The organism is Halomonas sp. AOP7-B1-5, from assembly GCF_052353045.1.
GTDB classification, from domain to species: domain Bacteria; phylum Pseudomonadota; class Gammaproteobacteria; order Pseudomonadales; family Halomonadaceae; genus Vreelandella; species Vreelandella colorata.
Window position 1 is genome coordinate 1 of record NZ_JBQTDC010000031.1, and the last position, 25,801, is coordinate 25,801.

A 25,801-nucleotide genomic window follows, 5' to 3' on the forward strand; every position below is an offset into this window, starting at 1 on the left:
GCCTGCAGGCCGCCTTTTTCAGCAAACGTAAGCGATTAATGCTCAACGCCGCCTTCACCGTGCACGTGGCCGTGCTCGGTTTCTTCCTGGCTCGCTTCACGAACGGACGCAATCTCAACATCGAAGTTAAGATGTTCGCCCGCCAGAGGATGGTTGCCATCAACGATAACGGTGTCGCCTTCGATGTTCTTAACCGTCACCATCAGCGGGCCACCTTGAGTCTGGGCTTGGAACTGCATGCCCGGCTCAATGTTTTCGACGCCCTGGAAAGCATCACGCGGTACTTCTTGTACCAGCTGTTCTTGAACTTCGCCGTAACCCTCTTCCGGAGTTACTTTGACGTTCAGCTTGTCACCCGCTGCGCGGCCTTCAAGCTCTTTCTCCAGACCCGGGATAATGTTGCCCGCGCCATGGAGATACGTCAGAGGCTCACGGCCTTCGGAACTGTCTAGCACTTCACCTGAGTCATTGGTCAGGGTGTAGTGAAACGCGACAACCGAGTTTTGCGCAATTTGCATTGAATAGCCTTTCGGTGAGTGCATGTCCCAACATGGTAACGCGTGAAACGCGGCTTGTCAGGGGGTAAGCCAGGTTTTTACGCTCACTCGTTCATCGCGGTATTGCGCCGCACGGTGACCGGGGATACCCTACGCCAACAACTTTTGGCCTTTTTTAAATTCCATTCACCGGAGTTTGCTATGACGACTTTCCTTATTTGGCTTATCGCTTTTGGCGTAATTGCCTATTTTGTCAATCAAAAATGGCATAGCGGCGTTAGCTGCGGCCTAGATCGAATGCTGCCCAGCGTAATGAAAAGTCATGGCTCAAACCGCTATTTATGGGTCGGCACACTGGCTGTATTAGGTGCAACTACGCTGGTACGCCCGGTAGAAGTTCTGCTGGTAGCTATTCTGCTGGTAATTATTGGTCTAGTCGTTATGAAATTGGCTGAGTGGGCGAGCAGTATGGCGCACTGATTTATCACCGCGCTTAAATAAAAACGCCCGACCATTCAAAAAATGGTCGGGCGTTTTTTGTATTGCGGTTAACAACGTTTCTAAGTGACTGCGGTAGTGCGTAAAGATGCCAATCTGTTCACTGCCCACCATCAATCACGATAATGGGCAAGTGGCAATGATTAGTAAGGCGCGATACTAAGGTTGCCACCGCTACCAATCAGGCGCACGCGCTGACCAGCTTGGTACTGATGGTCAGCTCGCTGTACAACCACTACATCGCTACCGTCATCACGGCGAATTTCCATTTCTAAGGCGGCAACGCGGTTAGCCCGATCTTCGGCTGCTGAACCGGCAACGGAACCACCTAACGCACCGGCAACGGTGGCTAGCTGACGACCAGAACCGCCGCCCACTTGGCTACCTAAAAGGCCACCGATGATAGCACCGCCACCGGTACCTAACAGGCCCCCAGCACGGCTATCGGCCTGAATTTGTACCGGACGAATAGCAACAATCGTACCGTAAGAGACGCTTTGGCCTGTCTGTGCTTGGTTGCCGCGGTATACATCGCCCGAATAGGGTGAGGTGTTGGCACACCCGGCTAAGGTCAGGATGCTTAATGCAGCAACAGGTAGTAAACGTTTCATTAAAACCTCCAAGGTGTTGCAGCTCAAATGGCAATATCAAGATACTTCAATTATAAAACAGTGTTCGCTAAAAGATAACTGAAGCTGTTGGCTATGACCACTGATCATTCGAAAAGATCATAAATCTCAGTGTAGACAGTGAATAAGAAAACAGTGTGCAGATATAACGAAAAAACCAGGAGCCCAAAGGCTGCCTGGTTTGCAGGATTTTCATAGAACGATATTGCTAATAATAATTAGCCGAACTGGTTCATCGTATTATCCTTACCGCCCGCTTTAAGCGCGGCATCACCATGGAAGAATTCCTTATGGTCATCGCCAATATTGGAACCCGCCATATCCTGATGCTTTACAGTGGCAATTCCCTGGCGAATTTCTTCACGCTGAACGCCTTTTACGTAGGCAAGCATGCCTTCCTTGCCAAAATAGCCCTTGGCCAAGGTGTCGGTTGAGAGCGCGGCGGTGTGGTAGGTGGGCAGCGTAATCAGATGGTGGAAAATACCCGCTTCGCGAGAGGAGTCGCGCTGGAAATTGCGCGTCCATTCATCCGCCAGCTGGCCAAGCTCGGTATCGTCGTACTCAACGCTCATCAGCTTATCGCGCTGGTAGGCGGAGACATCCTTGCCGTCTTTTTCCCAGGCATCGAACACCTGTTGGCGGAAGTTAAGCGTCCAGTTGAACGAGGGCGAGTTGTTGTAAACCAGCTTGGCATCCGGCACAACGTCGCGGATACGGTTGACCATGCTGGCAATTTGGCCAACGTGAGGTTTTTCAGTTTCAATCCATAAAAGATCGGCGCCATTTTGCAAACTGGTAATGCAGTCAAGAATGACGCGGTCTTCGCCTGAACCCGATTTGAACTGGTAGAGGCCGGATGCTAAGCGCTTGGGTTTTACCAGTTGGCCGTTTTGTTTGATTACCACATCGCCATTATTGATATCGGCGGCGTTCTCGATAACGTCGCCATCCAGAAAGCTGTTGTACTGATCGCCAAGGTCCCCGGGCTCGTGGGTAACGGCAATCTTCTGCGTCAGGCCTGCGCCTAAAGAATCGGTGCGTGCCACAATCACACCGTCGTCTACGCCGAGCTCTAAAAATGCATAGCGAACCGCGTTGATCTTGGCCAGAAAGTCCTCGTGAGGGACGGTTACTTTGCCGTCCTGATGGCCGCATTGCTTCTCATCGGAGACTTGGTTTTCCAGCTGAATGCAGCAAGCGCCTGCCTGAATAAACTTCTTGGCCAGCAGGTAAGTCGCTTCTGCGTTGCCAAACCCCGCATCGATATCGGCAATGATCGGCACAATATGGGTTTCATAATTATCGATGCTGCTAATGATTTCCTGCTCTTTGGTTCTGTCGCCAGCGGCTTTGGCGTCGTCCAGGGCACGAAACAGATGGTTAAGCTCCCAAGAATCGGCCTGTTTTAAAAAGGTATATAGCTCCTCAATCAGGTTGGCGACCGAGGTTTTCTCATGCATGGACTGATCGGGCAGAGGACCAAACTCAGAGCGCAGTGCGGCCACCATCCAGCCCGAAAGGTACAGGTAGCTGCGCTTGGTGGTGCCGAAGTGCTTTTTAATCGAGATCAGCTTCTGCTGGCCAATAAAGCCGTGCCAGCAACCCAGTGACTGCGTGTACTGCGAAGTGTCTGCGTCGTAGGCGGCCATATCGTTACGCATGATCTTGGCGGTGTAACGGGCGATGTCGAGACCTGTATGAAAGCGGTTCTGAGTACGCATGCGGGCAGCGTATTCAGGTTTGATGGCATCCCACTTGCCACGCTGGGCCTCGCGTAATTGAGCCATGGCTTTAATATCGTTAAGCAGTCCAGTCATGAGTAATTTCTCCAGGGTCGTATGAGTACTTCGCAAGAGTGCTTCTCAAAAGTACTTCTCAAAGATACTTAGCAAGAGCACTTCGTAAGTTGTTTTATAGCGGTGCTGCGCTTGCGAAAACGTTTCCAGCTGCTTACCGGCAAAGGACGATAGCCAGTGAATAGCTGGGCAGGCTTGATAGCGCTGCAGTGCAATAACTATTGACGACAAAGGAGCATCTAACAATTGACACTTGGGGGCAGGTGGGGTTGTAACTTGACGACAATGGGTTAGCAAAACGCCGCGTTTATGTAGTCGTTTTTTGTCAGGAAGATAAACCAAATACAAAAAAGCGCCGCTTCGGGGCGGCGCTAAACATTTAATCGCTGGGTCGATAAAGGGCGTGACTATTCTTCGTCGTCTTCACCCATAAAGCCCAGGCTACCCGCGTTAACCAGCTGAGTGAGCAGCGGTGCAGCTCCTTCAAGCTCCAGTACGTCTTCGTACATGGGAGCCGGGTTAGCTAAGCGTTTTGCCAGCGCTTCGGCGCAGGGGTGGGCGTCGCCATCGACAAATAGCGTTACGCTGCCTGCATCCTTACGCCAGGCAAAGCGCGAGCCGGGCATGTGCAGGAGCGGCTCGCCCTCTTGAAGGTGTTCCATCAGCGCCGCTTCATCCATCGGCTCTTCAAGCGGAGCGACTTGATCGACGTATTTAGGTTGCGTCATTACTCGGCCAAACCATTGAGCGATTTGCGCGGGGTTATCAAGCGTTTTCAGCATGAATTGGCGCATGCGCTCGACAGCTGCGTCGTCCAGCTCACCGATCTGGCTGGCAGGCGCCATGCCCGCATCGCTATAGCGTTGCGAGGCGGGTAGCTGTTCGCCCAGGTAGTCGGCGTAAGAGGTGATTGACTCGTCGGCAGACGGTGCCCGAAAGCCGACTGAAATGGTCATGCAGTCATCCGTCTGGCTGACACCGTGGTGTGCCCAACCTGGCGGCAGATAAAGCATATCGCCCGGTGCCAGCGTCCAGTCAGAATCCTGCTCGACCTCAAAGGTTTCCAGAATACGCAGGTCAACGCCCTGGATAATGGGTGCGTCGTCTGCCTGCTTGCCACCCAGCTGCCAGCGACGGTGACCGCTGGCCTGTAGTAAAAAGACATCGTATTGATCGACATGCGGACCTACGCTTCCGCCGGGAGGCGCGTAGCTGATCATAATATCGTCTAACCGCCAGCGGGGCAGAAAGTCGAATTCATCCATCAGTGCCGCGACAGACGGCACGTAGTGATCCGCCGCCTGAACCAAAAGGCTCCAGTGGCCTTCAGGCAGACGCTCAAACGTTGTTTCGTCGAAGGGGCCGTGAGACACCTGCCAGGCGCCCTCTGGGCCGTCTTCTTCAACCAGGCGCGCTTCTACACCCGGCTCGCAGGCAAGTCCTGCAAGCTCATCAGGGTCGATTGGGCTGATGAAGTCGGGGATAGCGCCACGAATCAGCAGCGGTTTCTGTTGCCAGTAGTGGGCCAAAAATTCTGCCGGTGTTAAATCGCCCAGCAGGGTGAGTGGCTTATCGTGTTGGCTCATAGCGGTATCCTAGGTGAGTGGCCGCAGCGCTTATGACAAGTTGCCAAGGCGTTGGGTAAGCGCTTCGGCCTGCGCTTGTGCATTACCAATATAGCTCGCCGGCGAGAGGTCTTTAAGCTCGGCTTTTACGTCGGCTGGCAGCTCAAGAGTATCGATGAACGCGGCAAAGCCTGCCTGGTCGATGCGCTTGCCACGGGTCAGCTCTTTAAGTTTTTCGTACGGCTTTTCGATACCGTAGCGGCGCATGACGGTTTGAATCGGCTCGGCCAGCACTTCCCAGCTGTTGTTCAGGTCTTCTGCCAGGCGCTCAGGGTTGGCTTCCAGCTTGCTGATGCCTTTAAGGCCTGCGTGGTAACCGATCAGGCCGTACGCCAGGCCAACACCCAGGTTGCGTAGCACGGTAGAGTCGGTTAAGTCACGCTGCCAGCGGGAAATCGGCAGCTTTTGCGCCAGGTGGCTCAGTACCGCGTTGGCCAGACCTAGGTTGCCTTCAGAGTTTTCAAAATCAATCGGGTTGACCTTATGCGGCATGGTAGAAGAGCCGATTTCGCCCGCTACCGTGCGCTGCTTGAAGTAGCCCAGAGAAATATAGCCCCAGACATCGCGATTGAAGTCGATCAGGATGGTATTGAAACGGCATACCGCATCGAACAGCTCAGCGATGTAGTCGTGGGGTTCGATTTGCGTGGTGTAGGGATTGAAGCTTAACCCTAAGCCTTCGACAAAAGTCCGCGCGTTTTCTTCCCAGTCGATTTCGGGGTAAGTTGCCAGATGCGCATTGTAGTTGCCTACCGCGCCGTTGATTTTACCCAAAATCTCAACGCGCTCGATCTGCTTGAGCTGACGCTTCAAGCGATACGCCACGTTGGCCATTTCTTTGCCAAGCGTAGTCGGGCTTGCCGTTTGGCCATGGGTGCGCGAGAGCATCGGCTGAGCGGCATGGGCAATCGCAAGCTTAGCTACTTCATCGGCGACTTCATGCATGGTGGGCAGCAGTGCCTGCAGGCCGTCGGCCAGCATCACGCCGTAAGAAAGATTGTTGATATCTTCTGAGGTGCACGCGAAGTGAATGAATTCGGTCACTGCATTCAGTTCGGCGTTGCCAGCGATTTTTTCTTTCAGGAAGTACTCGACCGCTTTCACATCGTGATTGGTGGTGCGCTCGATCTCTTTGATACGCTCAGCGTCATCTAAGGAGAACTCACTAATCAATTGCTCAAGAAAGGCGGTCGCACCGGCAGAAAGCGGCGGTACTTCAACGATTTGGCTATGCTCAGCCAGGCGCTGTAACCAGCGGACTTCCACAATGACACGGGCACGGATCAGGCCGAATTCGCTGAAATGTTCGCGCAGCGCAGAGGCTTTGGAGCCGTAGCGGCCGTCAACGGGGGAGAGAGCAGTCAGAGCGGAGAGTTGCATGGCGTCGTTTCCAAGTAGTTCAAGAACAGGTGAGTCGGAAAAGGGGTATAGAGCGCACTATCATCAATCAAATGGCTAGCCGAGGCTATCCAGCGCGCGGCGCAGCGCTTTACGCTGGAACACCAGCTTCCAGCGGCGCCCGCCTTGCTGGTGCCATAAAAGCCCAAAGCGAATGCCTGACAATAAACAGGCCCGCACGCGCTCGGGCATCATCCGGCTTTGCAGTAGCGACGGGTCGCCCTGTACCACGATGCGCGTTTTAAAGGTGGAGATCGTGTCTTGGTAGGCTTCGCCCAAGCTTGCGATAACGTTTTCATGCGTCGGGCTAAAGTGCTCGGCCTGACCCTGGATGCGGGTAAGGTGCTGGCCCAGGGAATCCATCATGTCGCTGTTGGTACGCAGCTTGTTCATGACTAGTAGAATCGTAAAACCATAGCGCAGCACCACCGGATTGGCCTGCTTGCGGCCGACGAGTGCCTCAAGCGTTTCAAGACCGCGCCGCAGGTTATTCGGATGGCCACCGTAAATGGCTTCAAAGCTTTCCGGGTTGGTATCCACGGTCGCTTCAATCAGCGTATCCCAGGCACGGTTATCAACCTGGCCTGTGCGGGCTAGTTCATCGACCAGGCTGGCGGCTTGGAATACCCCGGCCAAGGCAAGCGCCTGGCGCACCGACGGTGAGTCGGGTGCGCGGTGAATGGGCGTTGTGGTACTCATGCGGGGTTCTCCGACGCTTTCCAGGTGGCGCGAATAACGCCGCCACCCAGGCAAATATCACCATCGTAAAGCACCAGCGATTGGCCGGGCGTTACCGCCCATTGGGGGTCATCGAACGTCACTTCAACGCCGCCATCGGGCAGGGTGCGCATTTCGCAGCCGCAGTCGCTTTGCCGATACCGGGTTTTGGCGGTAAATCGGCCGTGTTGAGCTGGCGGCTCGCCCGCAACCCAGTCCATGGCTTCAGTCGCCAGGGTGTCCGATAAAAGCAGCGGATGATGCTTACCCTGCACCACGATCAGCACGTTGCGTTCCAGATCTTTTGCCGCCACGTACCAAGGCTCTTCTGAGTAGTTGGCAAGCCCGCCAATCCCTAGCCCCTGGCGCTGACCCAGGGTGTAGTACATCAATCCCATATGATCGCCGATTACGTCGCCTTCGGGCGTTTCGATCTTGCCGGGTTGGGCGGGTAGGTATTGCTGTAGAAAGTCGCGGAAACGCCGCTCACCGATAAAACAGATACCGGTAGAGTCTTTTTTCTTGGCCGTGATCAGGTCGTGCGCTTCGGCAAGCGCGCGAACAGCGGGTTTTTCCAGCTCGCCCACCGGGAACAGCGTGCGGGCAATGGCGGCTTCAGGTACCGCGTGCAGGAAGTAGCTCTGATCCTTGTTACCGTCCAGCCCTTTAAGCAGGCGCGGGCGAACATCGCTAGTACCTTGGCGAACCCGTCCTTCACGAACGTAATGGCCGGTGGCGATCTTCTCGGCACCCAGCATTTCGGCGTATTCAAGAAATACCTTAAACTTGATCTCTCGATTACACAGAATGTCAGGGTTGGGGGTGCGTCCAGCCTTGTACTCTTCGAGGAAATGCTCGAAGACGTTATCCCAGTACTCGGCGGCAAAATTCGCCGTATGTAACTTAATGCCCAGCTTGGCGCACACTGCTTCGGCGTCGGCAAGGTCTTCCTTCGCCGTGCAGTATTCAGTGCCGTCGTCTTCGTCCCAGTTTTTCATAAACAGGCCTTCCACCTCGTACCCCTGCTGAAGCAGAAGCAAGGCAGAAACGGACGAGTCGACGCCACCAGACATGCCGACAATTACTTTGCCCGCAGCGGATGCCTCGGTGGTGGGTGTGCCATTGGTGGATGTCATTGGCATCCTCGGTTGAAGTGGTATGCAATTGGGCAGCGATTATACACGATAGGGGGTTGCTGCTTCGAGCGCTTCACTCCTGAATGACGCTTAATGGATAGCAGCATTCGCTGACAGCGTCCTCAATGCGCTTGAGTACCAGCGGGCTTCGTAGCCGCTGTTGCGCGCTTAAGGCACGAATTTCGGCAAGCGTGAGCCAGTGTGTCGCGATAATGTCAGTGTCCAGCGGCGTATTGAGAAACTCGGCGGGCTCGGCGGTAAACCCATGACTATGAAAGGTTTGGCCGCTATCGGTGTGAAAAATATAAAGTCCCAGGTAGCCGTTTAGCGTGACACGCCAGGCGGTCTCTTCCTCAACTTCACGTAAAATCGCTGCCATAGGCCCTTCGCCCGCCTCAATATGACCCGCCGGCTGGTTGAATACCGTAAAGGGGCCGCCCTTGGCTTCTTCAACCAGCAAGAACCGATTGTCGCGCTGAATAACGCAGGCGGCCGTGCTGTGAATGGCGATGGTTCGAATAGCGCTCATGAGGGTTTCCGGCGTGAAGCCACTGGCTTGCGCGAACGCTTGGACGCCTGGGCCGGGCGTGGGGCGTGCAGGGTTTCCTTACGCCATTCGCCGGGCTTCAGGTCGCCCAATTGCCAAGCGCCAATCGAGGCGCGAATTAATCTAAGCGTGGGAAATCCGACGTGGGCGGTCATTCGGCGTACCTGACGGTTGCGCCCTTCGCTAATGGTCAATTCCAGCCAACTGGTGGAAGGGTGGCGCTTGGGGTCAATGGCTGGCTCGCGTGGCGCCAGCGGCGGGGTGGCAATCAAGCGGGCCTTGGCCGGCCGGGTAGGGCCATCCTTTAAGGTAATACCCGTACGCAGCGCGTTAAGGGCGGTATCGTCTATCTGACCTTCAAGCTGCACCCAGTAGGTTTTAGGCTGCTTATGGCGAGGATGCGCAATGCGGTGGATGAGCGCGCCGTCATCGCTGAGTAACAAAAGCCCTTCAGAGTCGTAATCAAGTCGGCCAGCGGCATAAACGCCGGGCACTTCGATAACATCGGCGAGGGTAGCCCGTCCTTCACTGTCGGTAAATTGGGAGAGCATACGGTAGGGTTTATGCAGTAGGTATAGGCTGCTCATAAAGTCTCTTACGTCTTACGCCTGATTTGTCGACAATCTCTCATGCGGTTAAAGTGCAGCGCTGGTATACTCCTGCGTGACCGCTGGAGTCGTCGTCAACACCACCGAAGTGATAGTAAAGCAGCAAGATTGATACGCTGCCCCGCGCGCTTCGCGGCACGGTCTATCGTCGAATGAGCCGCGTAGCTTAGGATTTTATAACTAAAGCGACTAGAAAAGAGGTTAACGCAAAAATGTCCCAAACGCCGAAGATCATTTATACGCTCACCGACGAAGCCCCTGCGCTCGCGACATATTCACTGTTACCGATTATCGATGCATTTACCGATCCTGCCGGTATTGAGGTAGAGACTCGCGATATCTCCCTGGCAGCGCGTGTACTGGCTCAGTTCCCTGACCTGCTCAACGATGAGCAGCGCGTTAGTGATGATCTGGCTGAGCTGGGTAAGCTTGCGACTACGCCTGAAGCCAATATTATCAAACTGCCTAATATCAGTGCTTCCGGTCCGCAGCTAAAAGCCACCATTAAAGAGCTGCAAGGCCAGGGCTACCCGCTGCCGGATTACTCGGACGAGCCTAAGAACGATGAAGAAAAAGCCATCAAAGCGGCGTACGACAAGGCCAAGGGCAGTGCGGTAAACCCGGTGCTGCGTGAAGGCAACTCTGATCGCCGTGCGCCGAAGTCGGTCAAGAACTACGCGCGTAAATACCCGCATCGCATGGGCGAGTGGAGCGCTGATTCTCAGTCTCACGTAGCTCACATGAGCGAAGGCGACTTCTACGGCAGCGAGCAATCCGCGGTCATGGAAAAAGCCGGCAAGCTCAAGATTGAGCTGCAACAAAAAGATGGCACCACTACCGTTCTGAAAGACGGCCTGGCCGTTCTTGAAGGCGAAGTGATTGACGCGGCTTCCATGAGCAGCCGCCGCCTGCGCAGCTTTATCGACAGCGAAATCAACGATGCCAAAGCGCGCAACGTGCTGTTCTCTTTGCACCTGAAAGCCACCATGATGAAGGTTTCCGACCCGATCATGTTTGGTATCGTGGTTGAAGAGTTCTATAAAGCCGCACTTGAAAAGCATACCGATGCGCTCAAGTCCGTTGGCTTTAATGCCAACAGCGGTATTGGCGATCTCTACAGCGCCATTGAGTCGCTGCCCAGCGACCAGCAAGACGCTATTAAAGGTGATATCGAAGCACTTTATAAAGAGCGCCCGCCGATGGCGATGGTGAACTCCCATAAAGGCATCACCAACCTTCACGTGCCTTCTGATGTGATCATCGACGCTTCCATGCCGGCGATGATTCGTGATTCCGGTAAAATGTGGGGCGCTGACGATCAGCTGCACGACACCAAAGCCGTCATTCCGGATCGTTGCTACGCGACTATCTATCAGGCCGTGATCGAAGATTGTAAAAAGCACGGTGCGTTTGACCCAACCACCATGGGCAGCGTGCCTAACGTGGGCCTGATGGCGCAAAAAGCCGAAGAGTACGGTTCCCACGACAAAACCTTCCAGATCGCTGCCAACGGCACCGTGGTGGTTACTGACGAAAACGGCAATACGCTGTTCAGTCATGACGTTGAAGCGGGCGACATCTGGCGTATGTGCCAGACCAAAGACGCGCCGATTCAGGACTGGGTGAAGCTTGCGGTTACCCGTGCACGCGAAAGCGGCGTTCCGGCTATTTTCTGGCTGGATGCGAACCGCGCCCATGACGCGCAGCTGATCAAAAAGGTAGAAGCGTACCTTAAAGATTACGATACCAACGGTCTGGATATCCGTATCCTGGCGCCGGTCGATGCCATGGCGGTATCGCTTGAGCGTATCCGCAAAGGTGAAGACACCATTTCCGTCACCGGCAACGTGCTGCGCGACTACCTGACGGATCTGTTCCCGATCATGGAGCTGGGCACTAGCGCGAAAATGCTGTCTATCGTTCCGTTGATGAACGGCGGTGGCCTGTTTGAAACTGGCGCTGGCGGTAGTGCACCCAAGCACGTTCAGCAGTTCCTGGAAGAAAACCACCTGCGCTGGGATTCGCTGGGTGAGTTTCTGGCCCTGGCGGCGTCGCTTGAGCACCTGGGCAGCACCTTCGGCAATGCACGCGCCACCGTGCTGGCCAAGACGCTTGACGAAGCCAACGGCAAGTTTTTGGACAGTAACAAGTCACCGTCGCGTAAAGTGGGCGAGCTTGATAACCGCGGCAGCCACTTCTATCTGGCGCTTTACTGGGCAGAAGCCCTGGCCGCGCAGAACGACGACGCTGAATTGAAATCGCTCTTCGCGCAGTTGGCTGATAAGCTGAAAGCCAACGAAGACACCATTGTGAAAGAGCTTAATGGTGTTCAGGGACAGGCCGTGGATATTCAGGGCTACTTCCGTCCGAACGGTGAGCTGGCGAGTCAGGCCATGCGCCCAAGCAAAACGCTGAACGAAGCGTTAGCAGTGGTTGCAAAAGGCTGATGCTGAATCGCCCTGACTGCATGGGCGTGTAGCAAAACCCTCGTCCCGCTGGTGGGCGGGGGTTTTTTAGCTTTTGCGGTATGATATTTTTAATGCCATGTGAACCCTTGTAGAACTTGAGCGTCATAGCTATTGACTGGTCACTGTTGCGGGTTGCAATTGTTGATGAGCGCTGGCTAGGTCATTCATGAGTCTTGAGATAACCAACAGTGCAATCTATGCCTAATCTAGTGTTTGATAAGACAAAAGCGCCATGTGTAATGGCCGGTATGACACGACCCGAAATGCCTGACGATGGGGATGTTGCCGTTCAGTCTGCTGAACCGGCGCTGGCACAGCCTCCCTTGTATAAGGTCGTGTTGCATAACGATGACTACACGCCAATGGATTTTGTCATTGAAGTACTGCAGGAGTTTTTCAATATGGACAGCGAAAAGGCTGTTCAGATAATGCTTGCGGTACACACTCAGGGAAAAGCTACCTGTGGTGTCTTTACTCGCGACATCGCAGAGACTAAATGTCATCAGGTTAACGAGTATGCGCGTGAGTGCGAACACCCGCTAATGAGTGATATTGAAGCCGCAAATTGAGTGCGTTGATAAAAATTTGTCGGTGAGGCTTGCAACCCTGCCATTTGTACCCGATGTTGAAAGTGCCGGTCGACTAATTTGATCCGACGCAAGTCCTAGGTGGCGATACGCCCTAGGTAGTAGCGAAAAGGGGACTGCCATGCTGAGCAAAGAACTTGAACTGACCCTGAACACGGCCTTTACCGTGGCCCGCTCAAAGCGCCACGAATTCATGACCGTTGAACATCTGCTGCTAGCGTTGCTGGACAATGCCTCAGCCGTTGATGTTTTAAAGGCGTGTGGGGCTAACCTCGACAAGCTGCGGTCCGATCTGCAGGATTTTATCAACTCAACGACGCCGCTTATTCCCGAAGGTCACGGAGATCGTGAAACGCAGCCTACGCTCGGTTTTCAGCGTGTGTTGCAGCGTGCGGTTTTCCACGTTCAGTCGTCGGGCAAAAGTGAAGTAACCGGCGCCAACGTATTGGTAGCCATTTTCTCCGAACAGGAAAGCCAGGCGGTTTATTTCCTTAAGCAGCAAAGCGTTGCCCGTGTCGATGCGGTCAACTACATCGCCCATGGTATTTCCAAAGTGGCGGGGCATGGTCATTCACCCTCCAGCGCTTCTCAAGAGGGTGAAGACGTTGAAGAAGGCGCTTCTGAAAGCGGAACTCATCCGCTGACTGGCTATGCCACCAACCTTAACGAGCAGGCGCGGCTGGGTAAGATCGATCCGCTGATCGGCCGTGACCATGAGCTTGAGCGTGTTGTACAGATTCTGGCGCGTCGGCGTAAGAACAATCCGCTGCTGGTGGGTGAAGCTGGCGTGGGTAAAACGGCTGTAGCCGAAGGCCTTGCCAAGCGTATTGTTGAAGAAGACGTACCTGACGTTATCGCCGACGCTGTCGTGTACTCGTTGGATATGGGTGCGCTGCTTGCTGGCACCAAGTACCGCGGCGACTTTGAAAAGCGCCTGAAAAGCCTGCTAGGTGAGCTACGTAAGCAGCCTAATGCCGTGCTGTTTATTGACGAGATCCATACGGTCATTGGTGCGGGTGCGGCGTCCGGTGGTGTCATGGATGCCTCTAACCTGCTCAAACCGTTGTTATCGTCAGGTGAGCTGCGCTGCATTGGCTCAACCACTTTCCAAGAGTTCCGCGGTATTTTTGAAAAAGACCGCGCGCTGGCGCGTCGCTTCCAGAAAGTCGATGTACTGGCACCTTCGGTTGACGACACCATCAAGATTCTCAAGGGGCTGCGCTCACGCTTTGAAGAGCACCACGAAATCAAGTACACCGATGGCGCGCTGGAAAGCGCCGCACGGCTGGCTGATCGTTATATAAACGACCGTTATCTGCCGGACAAGGCCATTGACGTCATTGATGAAGCTGGAGCGCACCAGCGGCTGCTGCCGCCAGAAGCGCGTAAGGGCACGATCGATGTCGAGCAGGTCGAGGCGATCGTCGCTTCCATTGCCCGCATTCCGCCGAAGAGCGTTTCAAGCTCGGATCGTAAGCTGCTTGAAAAACTTGATCGCGATCTGAAAATGCTGGTGTTTGGTCAGGATGAAGCAATCGATACGCTCTCAGCCGCCATCAAGCTTTCCAGGGCCGGTCTAAAGTCGCCGGATAAGCCTGTGGGCAGCTTCCTGTTCGCAGGGCCTACGGGTGTCGGTAAAACCGAAGTGGCCAAGCAGCTTGCCCATATCATGGGTATTGAGCTTGTGCGCTTTGATATGTCGGAGTACATGGAGCGTCACACCGTATCGCGTCTGATTGGTGCGCCTCCCGGCTATGTCGGGTATGACCAGGGCGGCTTGCTGACTGAAGCCGTGACCAAGCAGCCGCACTGCGTGCTGTTGCTGGATGAAATTGAGAAAGCGCACCCTGAAGTCTTTAACCTGCTACTGCAGGTCATGGATCACGGTCGTCTGACCGATAATAACGGGCGGGAAGCTGACTTCCGTCACGTTATCGTTATCATGACCTCCAATGCCGGGGCCGAGCAGGCGTCACGTCGCTCTATCGGCTTCCAGCATCAGGACCACTCAACCGATGCCATGGAAGTTATCCGGCGGACGTTCTCGCCTGAATTCCGTAACCGGTTGGATGGCATCATTCAGTTCCATGCTTTGCAGACATCGGTGGTGCGCAACGTAGTCGACAAATTCCTGATCGAACTACAGGCGCAGTTAGACGAGAAACGCGTACAGCTGGAAGTAGATGATGTGGCGCGCGATTGGCTGGCTGAGAAAGGCTATGATCCGGATATGGGGGCCCGTCCCATGGCGCGTCTGATTCAAGAGAAGCTGAAGAAGCCACTTGCCGAAATGATTCTGTTTGGCGAGCTGGCCGAGCATGGCGGTATTGTGCATGTCAGTCTGGAGGAGGGCGAGCTTCATCTCTCCACCGAGACTGAAATGGCGGATGCGCCCTGAAAAGGGCGCTAAGATCGCCTTAGTGCGTAGCGCCTAATCATGCCGTAAAAATGCACAGCGCCCTGTCTTCGACGGGGCGTTGTCGTATACAGGTGACGGCGCCGTACTGCGTGCTGGCTGAAAAGGCGTTAGAAAGGCTTAGCGCGAACGGTAGACAATGCGGCCTTTAGAAAGATCGTACGGTGTCAGTTCCACTTTCACTTTATCGCCTGTCAGAATGCGGATATAGTTTTTACGCATCTTGCCAGAGATATGAGCAGTTACAACGTGGCCGTTTTCCAGTTCAACACGGAACATGGTATTAGGAAGGGTATCAACGATAACGCCTTCCATTTCAATATGATCTTCGCGTGCCATATAGGCAGATCCTCACTTATTTAACGTAGTTAGCAAACCAAAAACCGTTTCAGGTTTTAAGGGCCAAAGGACTGGCACTTAAGAAACAGCGCTATATTGTGCCGTAAGCCCGTCGTCAAGGCAAAAAAGCTGGGTTAATTTGTACGTTTTAACAAATTAGTGGCCGCCAATGGCGCCCATCCAGCCGCTCGATTGGGGAAAAATCTTGCTTGTAGCGCATTTTACGACACTCTGCGATCCAGTACCCCAAATATAGATGGGGCAGGGCTTTTTTATGGCTCAGCTCAATCAACTTTAAAATGGCAAGCGTGCCAAGCGAGCGTCTGTCGAGTTCGTCGTCAACGCCAAAAAAGGTATAGATCGCCGAAAGCCCATGCTCCAGCTGATCAAATGCCGAGACGCCCACGAGCTCCTCACCCAGGTACATTTCAAGTAAGTACGCGTAAGGCTCTTCCAGGGTTAGAAACGTACGGTACTGTTCACTGCTAGGCGGGTACATGTCACCATCGGCATGACGCTTTCGAATATAGTTTGCGTAAAGCTCGTAGTGGCGTGCTTCATAGCGCGCGGGTACCACGCGAGTGGTGATATCGGTATTGCGTCTCCACACCTTGCGCTGGGAACGGCTGGCCGCAAACTGCTCGACGGGGATGCGCACCGACTGGCAGGCGTTACAGTTTTCGCAGTGAGGACGGTATAAATGCCGCCCGCTGCGTCGAAAACCAAGCAGTGAAAGCGAATCGTAGACCCCCGTGACGGGAGACTCCAGCGGGTCGAGAAAAAGTGTCGTCGCCTCTTTGCTGGGTAAATAGCTGCAAGTATGGGGCACAGTAAGAAAAAAGCGCAGATCCTGTACCGGCTGACGCGGAGTATTACTACTCACAGCTTGCCTCCTTGGCAAATAAACCAGGGCTTTGCCAGCATTATGAATCGCCGTGGCTTGCTATCGACTGAAGCCATGGGGATGCAGGCACCGATGGTGCTCCAGCAAACGACGATGAGACGCTAAACGCCGTTTCGGGCAGCCACTGTTCAAGATAGTTGATGAACGTCTCGCGGGCGACTGTTGTTGCTCCCAGACTTTCAAGGTGCGGCGTATGCATTTGACAGTCAATCAGCTTACCGCCATGGGCTTGCATGGCACCTGCCAGGCGGGCAAGCGCTATTTTGGAGGCATCAGGCGCATTGGAGAACATGGATTCCCCGAAAAACACAGGCCCCATCGCCAACCCATACAAGCCGCCCACCAATTGGCCCGCTTGATGTACCTCGATACTGTGTGCAATCCCTAGACGATGAAGCGTAACGTAGGCATTGTACATGTCGTCGGTGATCCAGGTGCCGGTGTCTTCATCGCGTGGCGCGGCGCAGGCATTAATTACGTGCTCAAAATGTTGATTCAGGGTAACGTCAAACCCCCCATTGCGCAGCCGTTTTGCTAAGCTACGGCGCAGCTTGAATTGCTCAGGACGTAGTACCATGCGCGGATCGGGACTCCACCATAAAATGGGGTCATCATCGCTGTACCATGGGAAGATGCCGCGACGGTACGCTTCTACCAGCCAGTGCGGAGAAAGATCGCCGCCCGCGGCCAGCAGGCCATTGGGCGAATCCAGCGCAATGGCGGTAGATGGAAATATTGGATATGGCGAAGAAAGCCAAGGTAGCATTATTTGCTCCTGTTACTGAGCACTTGTAGAGAAGCTCTGTGACGGCGGAAGGATGCTCGGTATGATGCAAACTCGCAAGTGGATTAAAGACGCCATTGAGGTGTAAAGGGAGAATCGCTTGAAAGTGAATAAGGCGGTAGACAAGCGAACGCAGCGTAATTCGCGTCAAGCACCATCTTCAGCCTCTTCTGCGCGGGTTAAAGCCGCGAAAGATAAAGCTCGCCGGGTTGGCCTGCGTTTACAGGGCTCGGTGCGTGAAGGCGTAGTGGTGGTACTGCTCGCGCTGTGTGTTTTTTTATTATTAGCACTGTTTAGCTACCAGCCGGAAGACCCGGGCTGGTCTTACCAGGGGCCGGAAACGGATGTTCGCAATTGGATGGGGCCCGTCGGTGCTTGGCTGGCGGATGTACTTTATTCGCTCCTGGGGGCGAGTGCGCTCTGGTGGCCGGGCATGTTTGGCTTTGCTGCCTGGTGGCTGATGCGCTCGCGTCAGGTGCGCTTTGAATTAGATCCGGTTGCCATTGCCGTGCACGCCGGTGGTCTCGTGCTGCTGATGTTTGGCACTACCATGCTCGGTGCGCTGCATTTTTATCATCCTGACAGCATTTTGCCCTATGCCTCCGGCGGTATTTTAGGCGAAGGGCTGGTGGGTACGCTCAAGCCCCTGGTGGGCAGTGGAGGCGTGGGCCTGATTGCCGCAGCCTTGATCCTAATCGGGTTCCCGCTGTTTAGCGGCATGTCGTGGCTGCAGGTGGCCGATGAAGTAGGGCGTCGTTTATGCCGGGTAGGCGGCTGGTTTAGTTCGCGCAGGGAAAAGCGCCGTGAGAAACGTCGTGAACGAGCCGCGCTGCGTGCCTCTTTAAAACCCGCGCCAAAAGAGGAAGAGCCTACGCGGGCGCCTAAGCCCAAGCGTGATACGGGCCGTGAGCGCAGAGAGCCTGGCTTCTCGGCGGATGTTGCGGATGATATCAATCGCCAGAGCGAAGCACCGTCTGAGGCGCGAAAAGCTGAACCAACCGACACCTCCATTCCCTGGGAGGCCGCCGCTTTTGCAGCGGCAGAGCCAGCGGTGAAAACACCGGCTAAGCCCGCCGTTGCCAGCGCGCCAGAGCCAACGTTAGCGCCTGAGCCAGCGCTCAAGCCTCAGGCTGAACCAGAGCCCGCACCGGCTAGCCCGAATAGAGTCCTGGAGAGAACTCCGGAGAGAACCCCAGAAATAACGCCTGAAGTTCGTGAGCCGAGCGTATCGGTACCGAACACACCTCGTGCGGATGCTTTCGCGGCTCGTACCCAAGAGCCAGCTCTGACACCTTCGCCTGCGGTGTCTTCACGGGGGCCAGAAGACGAACCTGCCGCTGAAGCGCCTACCGCTACTGTTGAGCCAGCGCGCGAGCAGGCCGAGCCATCGATGATGATGCGGGCTTCTCGCGAAGAAGACGCCGCTGTGCCCATTGCCAAGCACTTCTTTGCCCAGGAAGAGGCTGACGATGCGCCAGAAGACGAGCAAAGCGCACAGGATGAGCAGGACGAGAGCGACGACTATAACGATGAGAGGCAGCGTGGCGAGTGGCACAGCGAAGAACCTGCTGTGTCCCGCGGCGTACCGTTCCGCTCTGAGCCCACATTAAGCGATGCTGAGCCGCTTGACGAGGCCGCGCGCTCTGAGCCTTCACTGACAGCCGAGCCGCGTCGTGAACGCGTGCCTGAAGTGGTTCCCGAGCCGGTATGGGAAGATGACGAAGACGATGTGATGCTGGCTGCAACGCCAACGCCAACGCCAACGCCAACGCCAATGCCGACAAACGCTGCACGCCATGAGCCCACTTTCTCGGCTGACGACGTGGCAGGTGAGGTGGACAGCGGCCCAACGCTTTGGACGGTCGAGCATCTGCAGAGCCAGCGCCCAGCCTTTGAAACGCTGCCTGAGCCCGAAGGCGAGGTGCCCAGCCTTCAATTGCTGACACCCGCTGAACCGCATCAGCCTAACTACACGGAAGAACAGCTTGCCGATATGGCCGAGCTTCTAGAAGTGCGGTTGCGCGAGTATGGCGTCAAAGCAGAAGTGGTCGATACCTGGCCCGGCCCGGTTATCACCCGGTTTGAAATCAAGCCGGCAGCAGGTGTCAAAGCTTCCAAGATAAGCAACCTTGCCAAAGACCTGGCCCGCTCGCTGATGGTGAAAAGCGTACGCGTGGTGGAAGTCATCCCTGGGCGGCCGACTGTCGGGATCGAGATTCCCAACCCGCATCGAGCCATGATCCGCCTGCGCGAAGTCATCGATTCCGAGCGTTTTCAGCAGGAAACATCGCCGCTCACTATGGCGCTAGGGCAGGATATCGGCGGTGGCCCGGTGATTGCCAACCTGGGCAAAATGCCCCACTTGTTAGTGGCGGGTACTACCGGTTCGGGTAAATCGGTCGGCGTTAACGCAATGCTGATTTCGATGTTGCTTAAGGCCAAGCCCGATGAGTTGAAGCTCATCATGGTCGATCCCAAGATGCTGGAGCTTTCGGTATACGACGGTATTCCACACCTGCTGGCGCCGGTCGTGACGGATATGAAAGAAGCCGCCAACAGCCTGCGCTGGTGCGTGGCCGAAATGGAGCGTCGCTATAAGCTGATGGCGGCCATGGGCGTTCGTAATATTGCTGGTTTCAATGCGCGTCTGGATGAAGCAGAGCGCGCGGGCGCTCAGGTAGCTGACCCCTTATGGGAGCCGCAGCCCTGGGAAATGCATCAGCCGCCGCCGGTACTTGCCAAGCTGCCATATATCGTCGTCGTGATCGACGAATTTGCCGATATGTTCATGATCGTCGGTAAAAAAGTCGAAGAGCTGATCGCCCGCCTGGCGCAAAAAGCCCGGGCTGCGGGTATACACTTGATCCTGGCCACCCAGCGCCCCTCGGTGGACGTGGTAACAGGCCTGATCAAGGCGAATATTCCCTCGCGCATGGCGTTCCAGGTTTCTTCACGCATAGACTCACGCACCATTCTCGATCAGGGCGGTGCTGAAAGCCTGCTGGGCCACGGCGATATGCTGTATTTGCCCGCGGGTTCCGGCCCGCCTAACCGGGTGCATGGCGCATTTGTGGATGATGACGAAGTGCACCGCGTAGTCGATGACTGGAAGCGTCGCGGAGAGCCTGAGTACATTGAGGAGATTCTTTCGGGCGGCGTGTCAGCCGATGCCTTGACCGGCCTTGAAGCCGAAGGCAGTGAAGGCGACGACGCTGAGCAGGACGCGCTTTATGACGAGGCCGTTCAGTTCGTGACCGAAACCCGTAAAGCGTCAATTTCAGCGGTGCAGCGGCGTTTTAAGATTGGCTATAACCGCGCCGCCCGCCTGGTTGATGCCATGGAAATGGCTGGCGTTGTTTCCTCAATGGGAACCAACGGTGCCCGTGAAGTGCTGGCACCGGCGGCTGCGCGCTGATGCTGCGCCGGTTAATCGTGCAATAAGCGTGAAAGTCGCGCCGCAGGTGAAACCCTGCGGCGCGTTTTGCGTCTGACTAACCACATGGACGTTGTTGACGGTCCTCAGTACGATTCCTCAGTACGATTTTAATTCGGCAGCGTATGTCTATTGAATCTGACAACGTATGCCCAGGGAGATTTCTATGCGCGATACGCAAACTCTGCTTTCTTCACCATTATCATTGGCAGCTGCCGCCCTTGGTTTAACGTTTGCTGCCCCGGCTGCTTGGGCGAACGATGCCGCTGGGCGCCTGACTGAACGGCTTGAGCCGCTGGAAAACTATCAGGCTACCTTCGATCAAAAAATTCTCGATGGTGCTGGCGAGCGTTTGCAGAATGCACGCGGTGAAATGTGGCTTTCACGCCCGGGCATGCTGCGCTGGGAAGTAGAAGCCCCTTATTCGCAGGTTGTGGTATCCGACGGTAACGATGTGTATTTATACGACCCGGATCTTGAGCAGGTGACGGTTCAGCCGATGGATGACCGTGTAACGCATACGCCGGCACTACTGCTTTCGGGCAATGTCAGTGATCTGACCGAAAGCTACGATGTGGTGTATGAGCAGGAAGGCGGCGAAGACATCTTTACACTAGTGCCTAACTCTGCAGATACGCTGTTTGAAGAGCTGAGCCTGGTGTTTGACAACGAAACCCTGACCGAGCTGTGGATGATGGACAGCACCGGCCAGAAAACCATGATTACCTTTAGCGATATAACCCGTAACGGCTCTATCAACCGTAGCCTGTTTAACTTTGATATTCCTGAGGGAACCGACGTCATCCGTGAAGAGTTTTAGTTGTGATTAGGGATTGGTGATTAGTGAGTTGTGATTGGTGAGTTGTGAATAGTAAGTGGTAACAATAACGATCAGGCGCCCTAGGGCGCCTGATCTGCTTCCTGGTCGCGGCTTTCCCGCCACGCCATAATCTCAGCAAAGCGTTTTTCCTGGCCAAGCGCGCTGGGTTCAAAAAAGCGTGCCTGGGGTAAGTCCTCCGGCCAGCAGTTATGCGCGCTGCCAGCCGGGTAGCCGTCCGGCTCGTTATGGGCGTAGCGGTAGCCTTCACCATGCCCTAGCCGCTCCATTAGCTTGGTAGGTGCATTGCGTAAATAGGTGGGCACCTCTACCTGAGGCTGTTGGCTGACAAACTGCTTGGCGGTCTTCCAGGCGCGATCAATCCGGTTACTCTTTGGCGCCACGGCCAGATGAATGGCCGCATGAGCAATCGCACGCTGGCCTTCATAATCCCCTAAACGCAGATAAGCATCCCAGGCGGCTATCACCAACGGCAGCGCCCTTGGGTCGGCATTACCGACATCTTCTGAGGCAATCGCGGCAAGCCTTCGCACCACGTCCAGCGGGTCGCCGCCCCCCTGCATAAATCGCGCCATATAGAGTAGAGCGGCGTCCGGGCGTGATGAGCGTATTGATTTATGAATAGCCGAGAGCAGGTCGTAATAGGCGTCACCCTGCTTATCAAACGCGCTTGCCTGATGGCCGATTACATCCGCCAGTACTGCCATGGGCAGCACCTCCTGGCCATTTTCCGGCTGGGTAAAATCACACGCGGTTTCCAGCAGGCCCAAGGCCCGCCGGGCATCGCCAGCGCTTGCATGCGCCAGGGCCGCAAGTACCTCGTCATCAACGTGGATATTACGCTTGCCAAGCCCGCGCTGGTCGTCGCTCAGCGCTTGGCGCATCACGCTGATCAGCTCTTCTTGGTCGAGCGCTTTAAGCACGTAAACGCGAGCGCGTGAAAGCAGGGCGGAGTTAACCTCGAACGACGGATTTTCCGTTGTCGCGCCGATCAGGGTCAACAGGCCAGATTCAACGTGGGGCAGCAGCGCATCCTGCTGGCTTTTGTTTAAGCGGTGAATCTCATCCAAAAAGAGAATAACCGGAGAAGTCTGCTGCTGGGCACGCTCTACCGCCGCACGTATTTCTTTTACCCCGGCCATTACCGCGCTTAAATGCTCAAGCTGAGCATTGGAGGCATGGGCGAGCAGTTCGGCAAGCGTCGTTTTACCAACGCCGGGAGGCCCCCATAAAATCATTGAACGGACAAGGCCCGCCTCTGCCATACGGCGAAGCGGTTTGCCGGGTCCCACCAGCGCCTGTTGGCCTACGTAGTCATCTAGCGTTTGCGGGCGCATCCGGTAGGCGAGCGGGGCATCATCGCTGGGTGTTGAGCGCTGAGAGTCAAACAGGTCCATGTAAACTTCCGTTGTAAATCTAGACGTTGAGCAGCAAAGTAACTACAAGTGTGTATGGTAAACGGCGCATTGTCAGGCTACCTTTTGCATAACCCTCATTACAAAATGATACGAACAATACGCTTGCTAGGGTAGTGTCTTAAGTGCATGGTGACACTAGCCATCGTACTTATCGAAAGTGTTTATTTGGTGTACTTATGGGCAGAGCTAGCTTGAAAAACTAGCCTGAAGCATTTGATTAACACACATGATTTAAGTACTTAGCCATCGTGTATGGGTATATCGTGTATAGGCATGTCTTGTGTAAACATGTCTTGTAAACATGTCTTGTAAACATGGCGTCTTGTAAACATAGTGTCTTATAAACATAGTGTAGTGAACCCGCTTATAATTGCGTGCCCACGCCACTTATGGATTCGGCGGCCGGCATGACACAACCAAGGAGACGGCACGATGTTAAACCAACTGCGTCTAGATCATGCCAACATGGCGCGAATGCTCCATGTATTGCAGCTTAAACAAAAAACGCTGGCCGTGGGCGAGCGGCCTAATTTTCAGCTGATGCGTGAAGTAGTGGATTACATTCTGGCCTACATGGAAGGTTTTGCTGCACCATTAGAGCGTATATGCGTTGACCGTCTGGAGACTAAAGCGCCTGAACATTTGGCGCTAATGGAGCAGATGGCAAGTGATTACCTTAAGCTCAAGCCTCGGCTACAGCAGCTTTCGGACAACATCGATACGATCCTGATGGATAATATTCTGCCTATGGATCGTTTTGCAGAGGACCTGGGCGATTATCTTGAAGCGCACCGGGCGTATCTTCGTCATGAGCGTGAAGGCCTCTTTCCGCTGATAGATCAGCATTTTACTCAAGAAGACATGCAGGAGTTGCTGCAAGCCCTGCCGGAAGGTGCCGAGCAGGATCTTGAGCGCCTGCAGCAAGCTTACCCAGAACTTTATGCTGAACTACGCGGTGCGGAAGTGCCTCCGGTCTAGCTAAGCGGTCTAGTCACGAAGCTTCCTTCAGCGGCCAGCGGGGCGTGTTAAACTAGCGCCCCGTGACTGAGCGGCTGAAGGAGAAGCATGTGTATCTATTCAAACAAAAGGCCAAGGCCCAACAAAAGGCAAAGGGGCAGTAATGACTGGCCCTGTGCTGATTTTTGACTCAGGCGTAGGCGGGCTTTCCGTGGCTCGATCGCTGCGCCAGCATTACCCCAATACGGCCATGTGCTACGCCTGTGATAACGCGTGGATGCCCTATGGGCTGCGCGATGACATCACGCTTTCGGCACGCATCGTGGCCGTTTGCCAAGCTGCTGTTCGGGCCTGCCAGCCAAGCGTTCTGGTGGTCGCCTGTAATACTGCCAGCACGCTTGCACTCGATGGCCTGCGCAAAGCCCTAACGATTCCAGTGGTCGGCACAGTGCCCGCTATAAAACCCGCTGCTGCCATCAGTCAAACGCGCCATATTGGCCTGCTGGCCACCCGCGCGACGGTAAGCAGGCCTTATACGCAAAAGCTTATCGAGAGTTTTGCCAGCGACTGCATCATTACCCGAGTCGCGGCAGACGCGCTGGTGCTTGAAGCCGAGGCGCTACTTGGCGGCGTTTCTCCCAACCGCGAACGACTTCAGCAAGCCCTATACCCCCTTTGGCAAGCGGTCGACCATCAGCTGCCCGTGGATACCGTGGTACTCGGCTGCACTCATTTCCCCCTACTCAAACCCTGGCTTGAGGCGCTTGCGCCAACGCCTGTGAGTTGGGTTGATTCCGGCGATGCCATTGCCCGGCGCGTTGGCCAGATCGCCCCGGCGTTAAAAAACGGGCAGGATGGCCGCTTTTTTACCACTGCTTCTGCTGAGGCACTCGGCGAAGGCTTTTCCCAGTACGGCTTTTACACTCCAGGCCGGCTGGAATTAAGCGCCTAGGGCGCGTATTTTCAGCCTGAGCCGACACGACTGTTATTAGCATCGTTATTAATACCGTTTATGAAAAAGAGGCGCCGACTTGGCTATCCCCGTGATACAACCCGAACGTTATGACGAGCAGCTCGCCGAGAAGCGTGCATACCTGGAAAGCACCTTTGCGGTGTTTAATCCGCCTGCGCTTGAAGTGTTTGCCTCGCCGCCGAGCCGTTACCGTCAGCGCTGTGAGTTTCGGATATGGCACGAAGGTGATGACCTTTTCTACGCCATGTTCGAGGTCGACCCTGCCGACCCTAAGAACAAGCGCGTGGTACGCCTGGATCAGTTTGATGTCGCGAGCGAGTCCATCAACGCGTTAATGCCGCGCCTGCGCGAGGCTTTTTTAGCCAGTAATGAGTTGCGACGTAAGCTTTTTCAGGTGGAGTTTCTCACTACGCTGTCAGGCGAGGCGCTGGTAACACTGGTTTATCACCGCCCGCTGGAAGCGTCCTGGGAGCAAGAAGCGCGCGCCCTGGAAGCCGAGCTTGGCATTATGATTATCGGCCGCTCGCGCAAGCAGCGCTTAGTGCTAACCCGTGACCACGTCTGGGAGCGTCTAACGGTTGATGGGCGAGCGCTCGATTATCAGCAAGTTGAAAATAGCTTTACCCAGCCAAACGCGCATATCTGCCAGAAAATGTTGAGCTGGGCGCGGGAAGTCACCGCAGGCCGCCAGACAGAAGATCTGGTGGAGCTTTATTGCGGCAATGGCAACTTCACCATTGCCCTGGCCGATAATTTTCGGCGCGTATTGGCGACCGAAATCTCGCGCACGTCGGTAGCTAGTGCCAACGTCAATCTTGACGCCAATAACATCACCAATGCGCATGTAGCCCGCATGTCGGCTGAAGAGTTTGCCCTGGCGCTCAAAGGTGAGAAAGGGGGGCGTCGTGTGGCCGAAATGGCGCTGGGCGAATATCGCTTCTCCACCGTGTTGGTAGACCCGCCTCGCGCAGGCCTGGACGCCCAGAGCTGCGAGCAGATCAGCGAATATGATCAGATCGTCTATATTTCATGCAACCCGGCAACACTTGCCGATAATTTAGCGCTGCTTACTAAAACGCATCAGATAGAGCGTTTTGCATTATTTGACCAGTTTCCGTTCACCAACCATTGTGAATGTGGTGTATGGCTCACGCGACGCGAGATTAATCAAGAGGGCGCATGATGCGAAAGTGGCATACACCATGAAGAACATGTCAGATGGATAGAGTGGCG

The 25,801-nt window shown here is 55.0% G+C and carries 23 protein-coding genes; 9 read left to right on the top strand and 14 right to left on the bottom strand.

Annotated features, from left to right (window positions below; translation table 11 throughout):
* Window positions 1-35: 35 nt before the first annotated feature.
* The gene (locus ACT3XD_RS14485; protein ID WP_192538964.1) at window positions 36-518 is read right to left on the bottom strand and encodes an FKBP-type peptidyl-prolyl cis-trans isomerase; all 483 of its coding nucleotides are present in this window, start codon (window positions 516-518) and stop codon (window positions 36-38) included.
* A gap of 180 nt (window positions 519-698) precedes the next feature.
* Here ACT3XD_RS14485 and ACT3XD_RS14490 point away from each other — a divergent pair, with 180 nt between their 5' ends.
* Window positions 699-977, top strand: a complete 279-nt coding sequence (locus tag ACT3XD_RS14490) for a hypothetical protein (RefSeq protein ID WP_192538963.1) — start codon at window positions 699-701, stop codon at window positions 975-977.
* A gap of 161 nt (window positions 978-1,138) precedes the next feature.
* Here the strand turns inward: ACT3XD_RS14490 and ACT3XD_RS14495 are convergent, their stop codons facing one another.
* The 9 genes from ACT3XD_RS14495 to ACT3XD_RS14535 form a co-directional block, all read right to left on the bottom strand.
* The gene (locus ACT3XD_RS14495) at window positions 1,139-1,606 is read right to left on the bottom strand and encodes an outer membrane lipoprotein (RefSeq protein WP_192538962.1); all 468 of its coding nucleotides are present in this window, start codon (window positions 1,604-1,606) and stop codon (window positions 1,139-1,141) included.
* 236 nt (window positions 1,607-1,842) lie between these two features.
* Window positions 1,843-3,441 carry an isocitrate lyase gene (locus ACT3XD_RS14500; RefSeq protein WP_192538961.1) on the bottom strand — a complete coding sequence of 533 codons (1,599 nt, stop codon included), beginning with the start codon at window positions 3,439-3,441 and terminating at the stop codon, window positions 1,843-1,845.
* 45 nt (window positions 3,442-3,486) lie between these two features.
* Entirely contained in the window at window positions 3,487-3,651 is a 165-nt protein-coding gene (locus ACT3XD_RS14505; RefSeq protein WP_192538960.1) for a hypothetical protein, read from the bottom strand.
* 176 nt (window positions 3,652-3,827) lie between these two features.
* Entirely contained in the window at window positions 3,828-5,006 is a 1,179-nt protein-coding gene (locus ACT3XD_RS14510; protein WP_192538959.1) for a cupin domain-containing protein, read from the bottom strand.
* A gap of 30 nt (window positions 5,007-5,036) precedes the next feature.
* Window positions 5,037-6,425, bottom strand: a complete 1,389-nt coding sequence (gene purB / locus ACT3XD_RS14515) for an adenylosuccinate lyase (RefSeq protein ID WP_192538958.1) — start codon at window positions 6,423-6,425, stop codon at window positions 5,037-5,039.
* 75 nt (window positions 6,426-6,500) lie between these two features.
* Window positions 6,501-7,142, bottom strand: coding sequence for a high frequency lysogenization protein HflD (gene hflD, locus ACT3XD_RS14520; RefSeq protein WP_192538957.1), 642 nt, complete (start codon window positions 7,140-7,142; stop codon window positions 6,501-6,503).
* A complete protein-coding gene (gene mnmA / locus ACT3XD_RS14525; RefSeq protein WP_192538956.1) occupies window positions 7,139-8,296 on the bottom strand; it encodes a tRNA 2-thiouridine(34) synthase MnmA in 1,158 nt (385 codons plus the stop codon). Before mnmA ends, hflD begins: the two co-directional genes overlap by 4 nt.
* A 73-nt stretch (window positions 8,297-8,369) precedes the next feature.
* The gene (locus tag ACT3XD_RS14530) at window positions 8,370-8,825 is read right to left on the bottom strand and encodes an NUDIX domain-containing protein (RefSeq protein WP_192538955.1); all 456 of its coding nucleotides are present in this window, start codon (window positions 8,823-8,825) and stop codon (window positions 8,370-8,372) included.
* Window positions 8,822-9,430, bottom strand: a complete 609-nt coding sequence (locus tag ACT3XD_RS14535; protein WP_192538954.1) for a pseudouridine synthase — start codon at window positions 9,428-9,430, stop codon at window positions 8,822-8,824. Before ACT3XD_RS14535 ends, ACT3XD_RS14530 begins: the two co-directional genes overlap by 4 nt.
* Before the next feature lie 233 nt (window positions 9,431-9,663).
* Here ACT3XD_RS14535 and ACT3XD_RS14540 point away from each other — a divergent pair, with 233 nt between their 5' ends.
* From ACT3XD_RS14540 to clpA, 3 genes are all read left to right on the top strand, one after another.
* Window positions 9,664-11,898 carry an NADP-dependent isocitrate dehydrogenase gene (locus ACT3XD_RS14540; RefSeq protein WP_192538953.1) on the top strand — a complete coding sequence of 745 codons (2,235 nt, stop codon included), beginning with the start codon at window positions 9,664-9,666 and terminating at the stop codon, window positions 11,896-11,898.
* A gap of 269 nt (window positions 11,899-12,167) precedes the next feature.
* Complete coding sequence (gene clpS, locus ACT3XD_RS14545; protein ID WP_371827760.1) at window positions 12,168-12,488, top strand: ATP-dependent Clp protease adapter ClpS; 321 nt, start codon at window positions 12,168-12,170, stop codon at window positions 12,486-12,488.
* 139 nt (window positions 12,489-12,627) lie between these two features.
* On the top strand, window positions 12,628-14,904 hold the full coding sequence (gene clpA / locus ACT3XD_RS14550) for an ATP-dependent Clp protease ATP-binding subunit ClpA (protein WP_192538952.1): 2,277 nt from the start codon (window positions 12,628-12,630) through the stop codon (window positions 14,902-14,904).
* Window positions 14,905-15,042: 138 nt separating this feature from the next.
* Here clpA and infA read toward each other — a convergent pair whose 3' ends face one another.
* The 3 genes from infA to aat form a co-directional block, all read right to left on the bottom strand.
* Window positions 15,043-15,261 (bottom strand): translation initiation factor IF-1, encoded by a 219-nt coding sequence (gene infA, locus ACT3XD_RS14555; protein WP_007111068.1) that lies wholly within the window; start codon window positions 15,259-15,261, stop codon window positions 15,043-15,045.
* Between the two features lie 148 nt (window positions 15,262-15,409).
* On the bottom strand, window positions 15,410-16,144 hold the full coding sequence (locus tag ACT3XD_RS14560; RefSeq protein WP_192538951.1) for an arginyltransferase: 735 nt from the start codon (window positions 16,142-16,144) through the stop codon (window positions 15,410-15,412).
* Between the two features lie 40 nt (window positions 16,145-16,184).
* Window positions 16,185-16,931: a leucyl/phenylalanyl-tRNA--protein transferase gene (gene aat, locus ACT3XD_RS14565; protein ID WP_192538950.1), complete on the bottom strand. Its 747-nt coding sequence runs from the start codon at window positions 16,929-16,931 to the stop codon at window positions 16,185-16,187.
* Window positions 16,932-17,049: 118 nt separating this feature from the next.
* On the opposite strand from aat, the gene ACT3XD_RS14570 reads away from it, so the two are divergent.
* Together ACT3XD_RS14570 and lolA are read left to right on the top strand one after the other, a co-directional pair.
* Window positions 17,050-20,364: a DNA translocase FtsK gene (locus ACT3XD_RS14570; RefSeq protein ID WP_192538949.1), complete on the top strand. Its 3,315-nt coding sequence runs from the start codon at window positions 17,050-17,052 to the stop codon at window positions 20,362-20,364.
* Window positions 20,365-20,548: 184 nt separating this feature from the next.
* Complete coding sequence (lolA, locus tag ACT3XD_RS14575) at window positions 20,549-21,202, top strand: outer membrane lipoprotein chaperone LolA (protein ID WP_192538948.1); 654 nt, start codon at window positions 20,549-20,551, stop codon at window positions 21,200-21,202.
* 80 nt (window positions 21,203-21,282) lie between these two features.
* Here the strand turns inward: lolA and ACT3XD_RS14580 are convergent, their stop codons facing one another.
* Window positions 21,283-22,617 (bottom strand): replication-associated recombination protein A, encoded by a 1,335-nt coding sequence (locus ACT3XD_RS14580; protein ID WP_192538947.1) that lies wholly within the window; start codon window positions 22,615-22,617, stop codon window positions 21,283-21,285.
* 453 nt (window positions 22,618-23,070) lie between these two features.
* Between ACT3XD_RS14580 and ACT3XD_RS14585 the strand changes: the two genes are divergently transcribed.
* The 3 genes from ACT3XD_RS14585 (at window position 23,071) to trmA (ending at window position 25,751) form a co-directional block, all read left to right on the top strand.
* On the top strand, window positions 23,071-23,616 hold the full coding sequence (locus tag ACT3XD_RS14585; RefSeq protein WP_192538946.1) for a hemerythrin domain-containing protein: 546 nt from the start codon (window positions 23,071-23,073) through the stop codon (window positions 23,614-23,616).
* A gap of 142 nt (window positions 23,617-23,758) precedes the next feature.
* A complete protein-coding gene (gene murI, locus ACT3XD_RS14590; RefSeq protein WP_192538945.1) occupies window positions 23,759-24,547 on the top strand; it encodes a glutamate racemase in 789 nt (262 codons plus the stop codon).
* 79 nt (window positions 24,548-24,626) lie between these two features.
* Window positions 24,627-25,751, top strand: coding sequence for a tRNA (uridine(54)-C5)-methyltransferase TrmA (gene trmA, locus ACT3XD_RS14595; RefSeq protein ID WP_192538944.1), 1,125 nt, complete (start codon window positions 24,627-24,629; stop codon window positions 25,749-25,751).
* Window positions 25,752-25,801: the final 50 nt, after the last annotated feature.

Coding starts and splice junctions, on each gene's coding strand:
- clpA (WP_192538952.1), top strand. CDS start 12,628: ATGCTGAGCAAAGAACTTGAACTGACCCTGAACACGGCCTTTACCGTG.
- purB (WP_192538958.1), bottom strand. CDS start 6,425: ATGCAACTCTCCGCTCTGACTGCTCTCTCCCCCGTTGACGGCCGCTAC.
- ACT3XD_RS14540 (WP_192538953.1), top strand. CDS start 9,664: ATGTCCCAAACGCCGAAGATCATTTATACGCTCACCGACGAAGCCCCT.
- lolA (WP_192538948.1), top strand. CDS start 20,549: ATGCGCGATACGCAAACTCTGCTTTCTTCACCATTATCATTGGCAGCT.
- mnmA (WP_192538956.1), bottom strand. CDS start 8,296: ATGACATCCACCAATGGCACACCCACCACCGAGGCATCCGCTGCGGGC.
- hflD (WP_192538957.1), bottom strand. CDS start 7,142: ATGAGTACCACAACGCCCATTCACCGCGCACCCGACTCACCGTCGGTG.
- infA (WP_007111068.1), bottom strand. CDS start 15,261: ATGGCACGCGAAGATCATATTGAAATGGAAGGCGTTATCGTTGATACC.
- ACT3XD_RS14485 (WP_192538964.1), bottom strand. CDS start 518: ATGCAAATTGCGCAAAACTCGGTTGTCGCGTTTCACTACACCCTGACC.
- ACT3XD_RS14500 (WP_192538961.1), bottom strand. CDS start 3,441: ATGACTGGACTGCTTAACGATATTAAAGCCATGGCTCAATTACGCGAG.
- ACT3XD_RS14510 (WP_192538959.1), bottom strand. CDS start 5,006: ATGAGCCAACACGATAAGCCACTCACCCTGCTGGGCGATTTAACACCG.
- ACT3XD_RS14535 (WP_192538954.1), bottom strand. CDS start 9,430: ATGAGCAGCCTATACCTACTGCATAAACCCTACCGTATGCTCTCCCAA.
- clpS (WP_371827760.1), top strand. CDS start 12,168: ATGACACGACCCGAAATGCCTGACGATGGGGATGTTGCCGTTCAGTCT.
- aat (WP_192538950.1), bottom strand. CDS start 16,931: ATGCTACCTTGGCTTTCTTCGCCATATCCAATATTTCCATCTACCGCC.
- ACT3XD_RS14530 (WP_192538955.1), bottom strand. CDS start 8,825: ATGAGCGCTATTCGAACCATCGCCATTCACAGCACGGCCGCCTGCGTT.
- ACT3XD_RS14585 (WP_192538946.1), top strand. CDS start 23,071: ATGTTAAACCAACTGCGTCTAGATCATGCCAACATGGCGCGAATGCTC.
- murI (WP_192538945.1), top strand. CDS start 23,759: ATGACTGGCCCTGTGCTGATTTTTGACTCAGGCGTAGGCGGGCTTTCC.
- ACT3XD_RS14580 (WP_192538947.1), bottom strand. CDS start 22,617: ATGGACCTGTTTGACTCTCAGCGCTCAACACCCAGCGATGATGCCCCG.
- ACT3XD_RS14490 (WP_192538963.1), top strand. CDS start 699: ATGACGACTTTCCTTATTTGGCTTATCGCTTTTGGCGTAATTGCCTAT.
- ACT3XD_RS14495 (WP_192538962.1), bottom strand. CDS start 1,606: ATGAAACGTTTACTACCTGTTGCTGCATTAAGCATCCTGACCTTAGCC.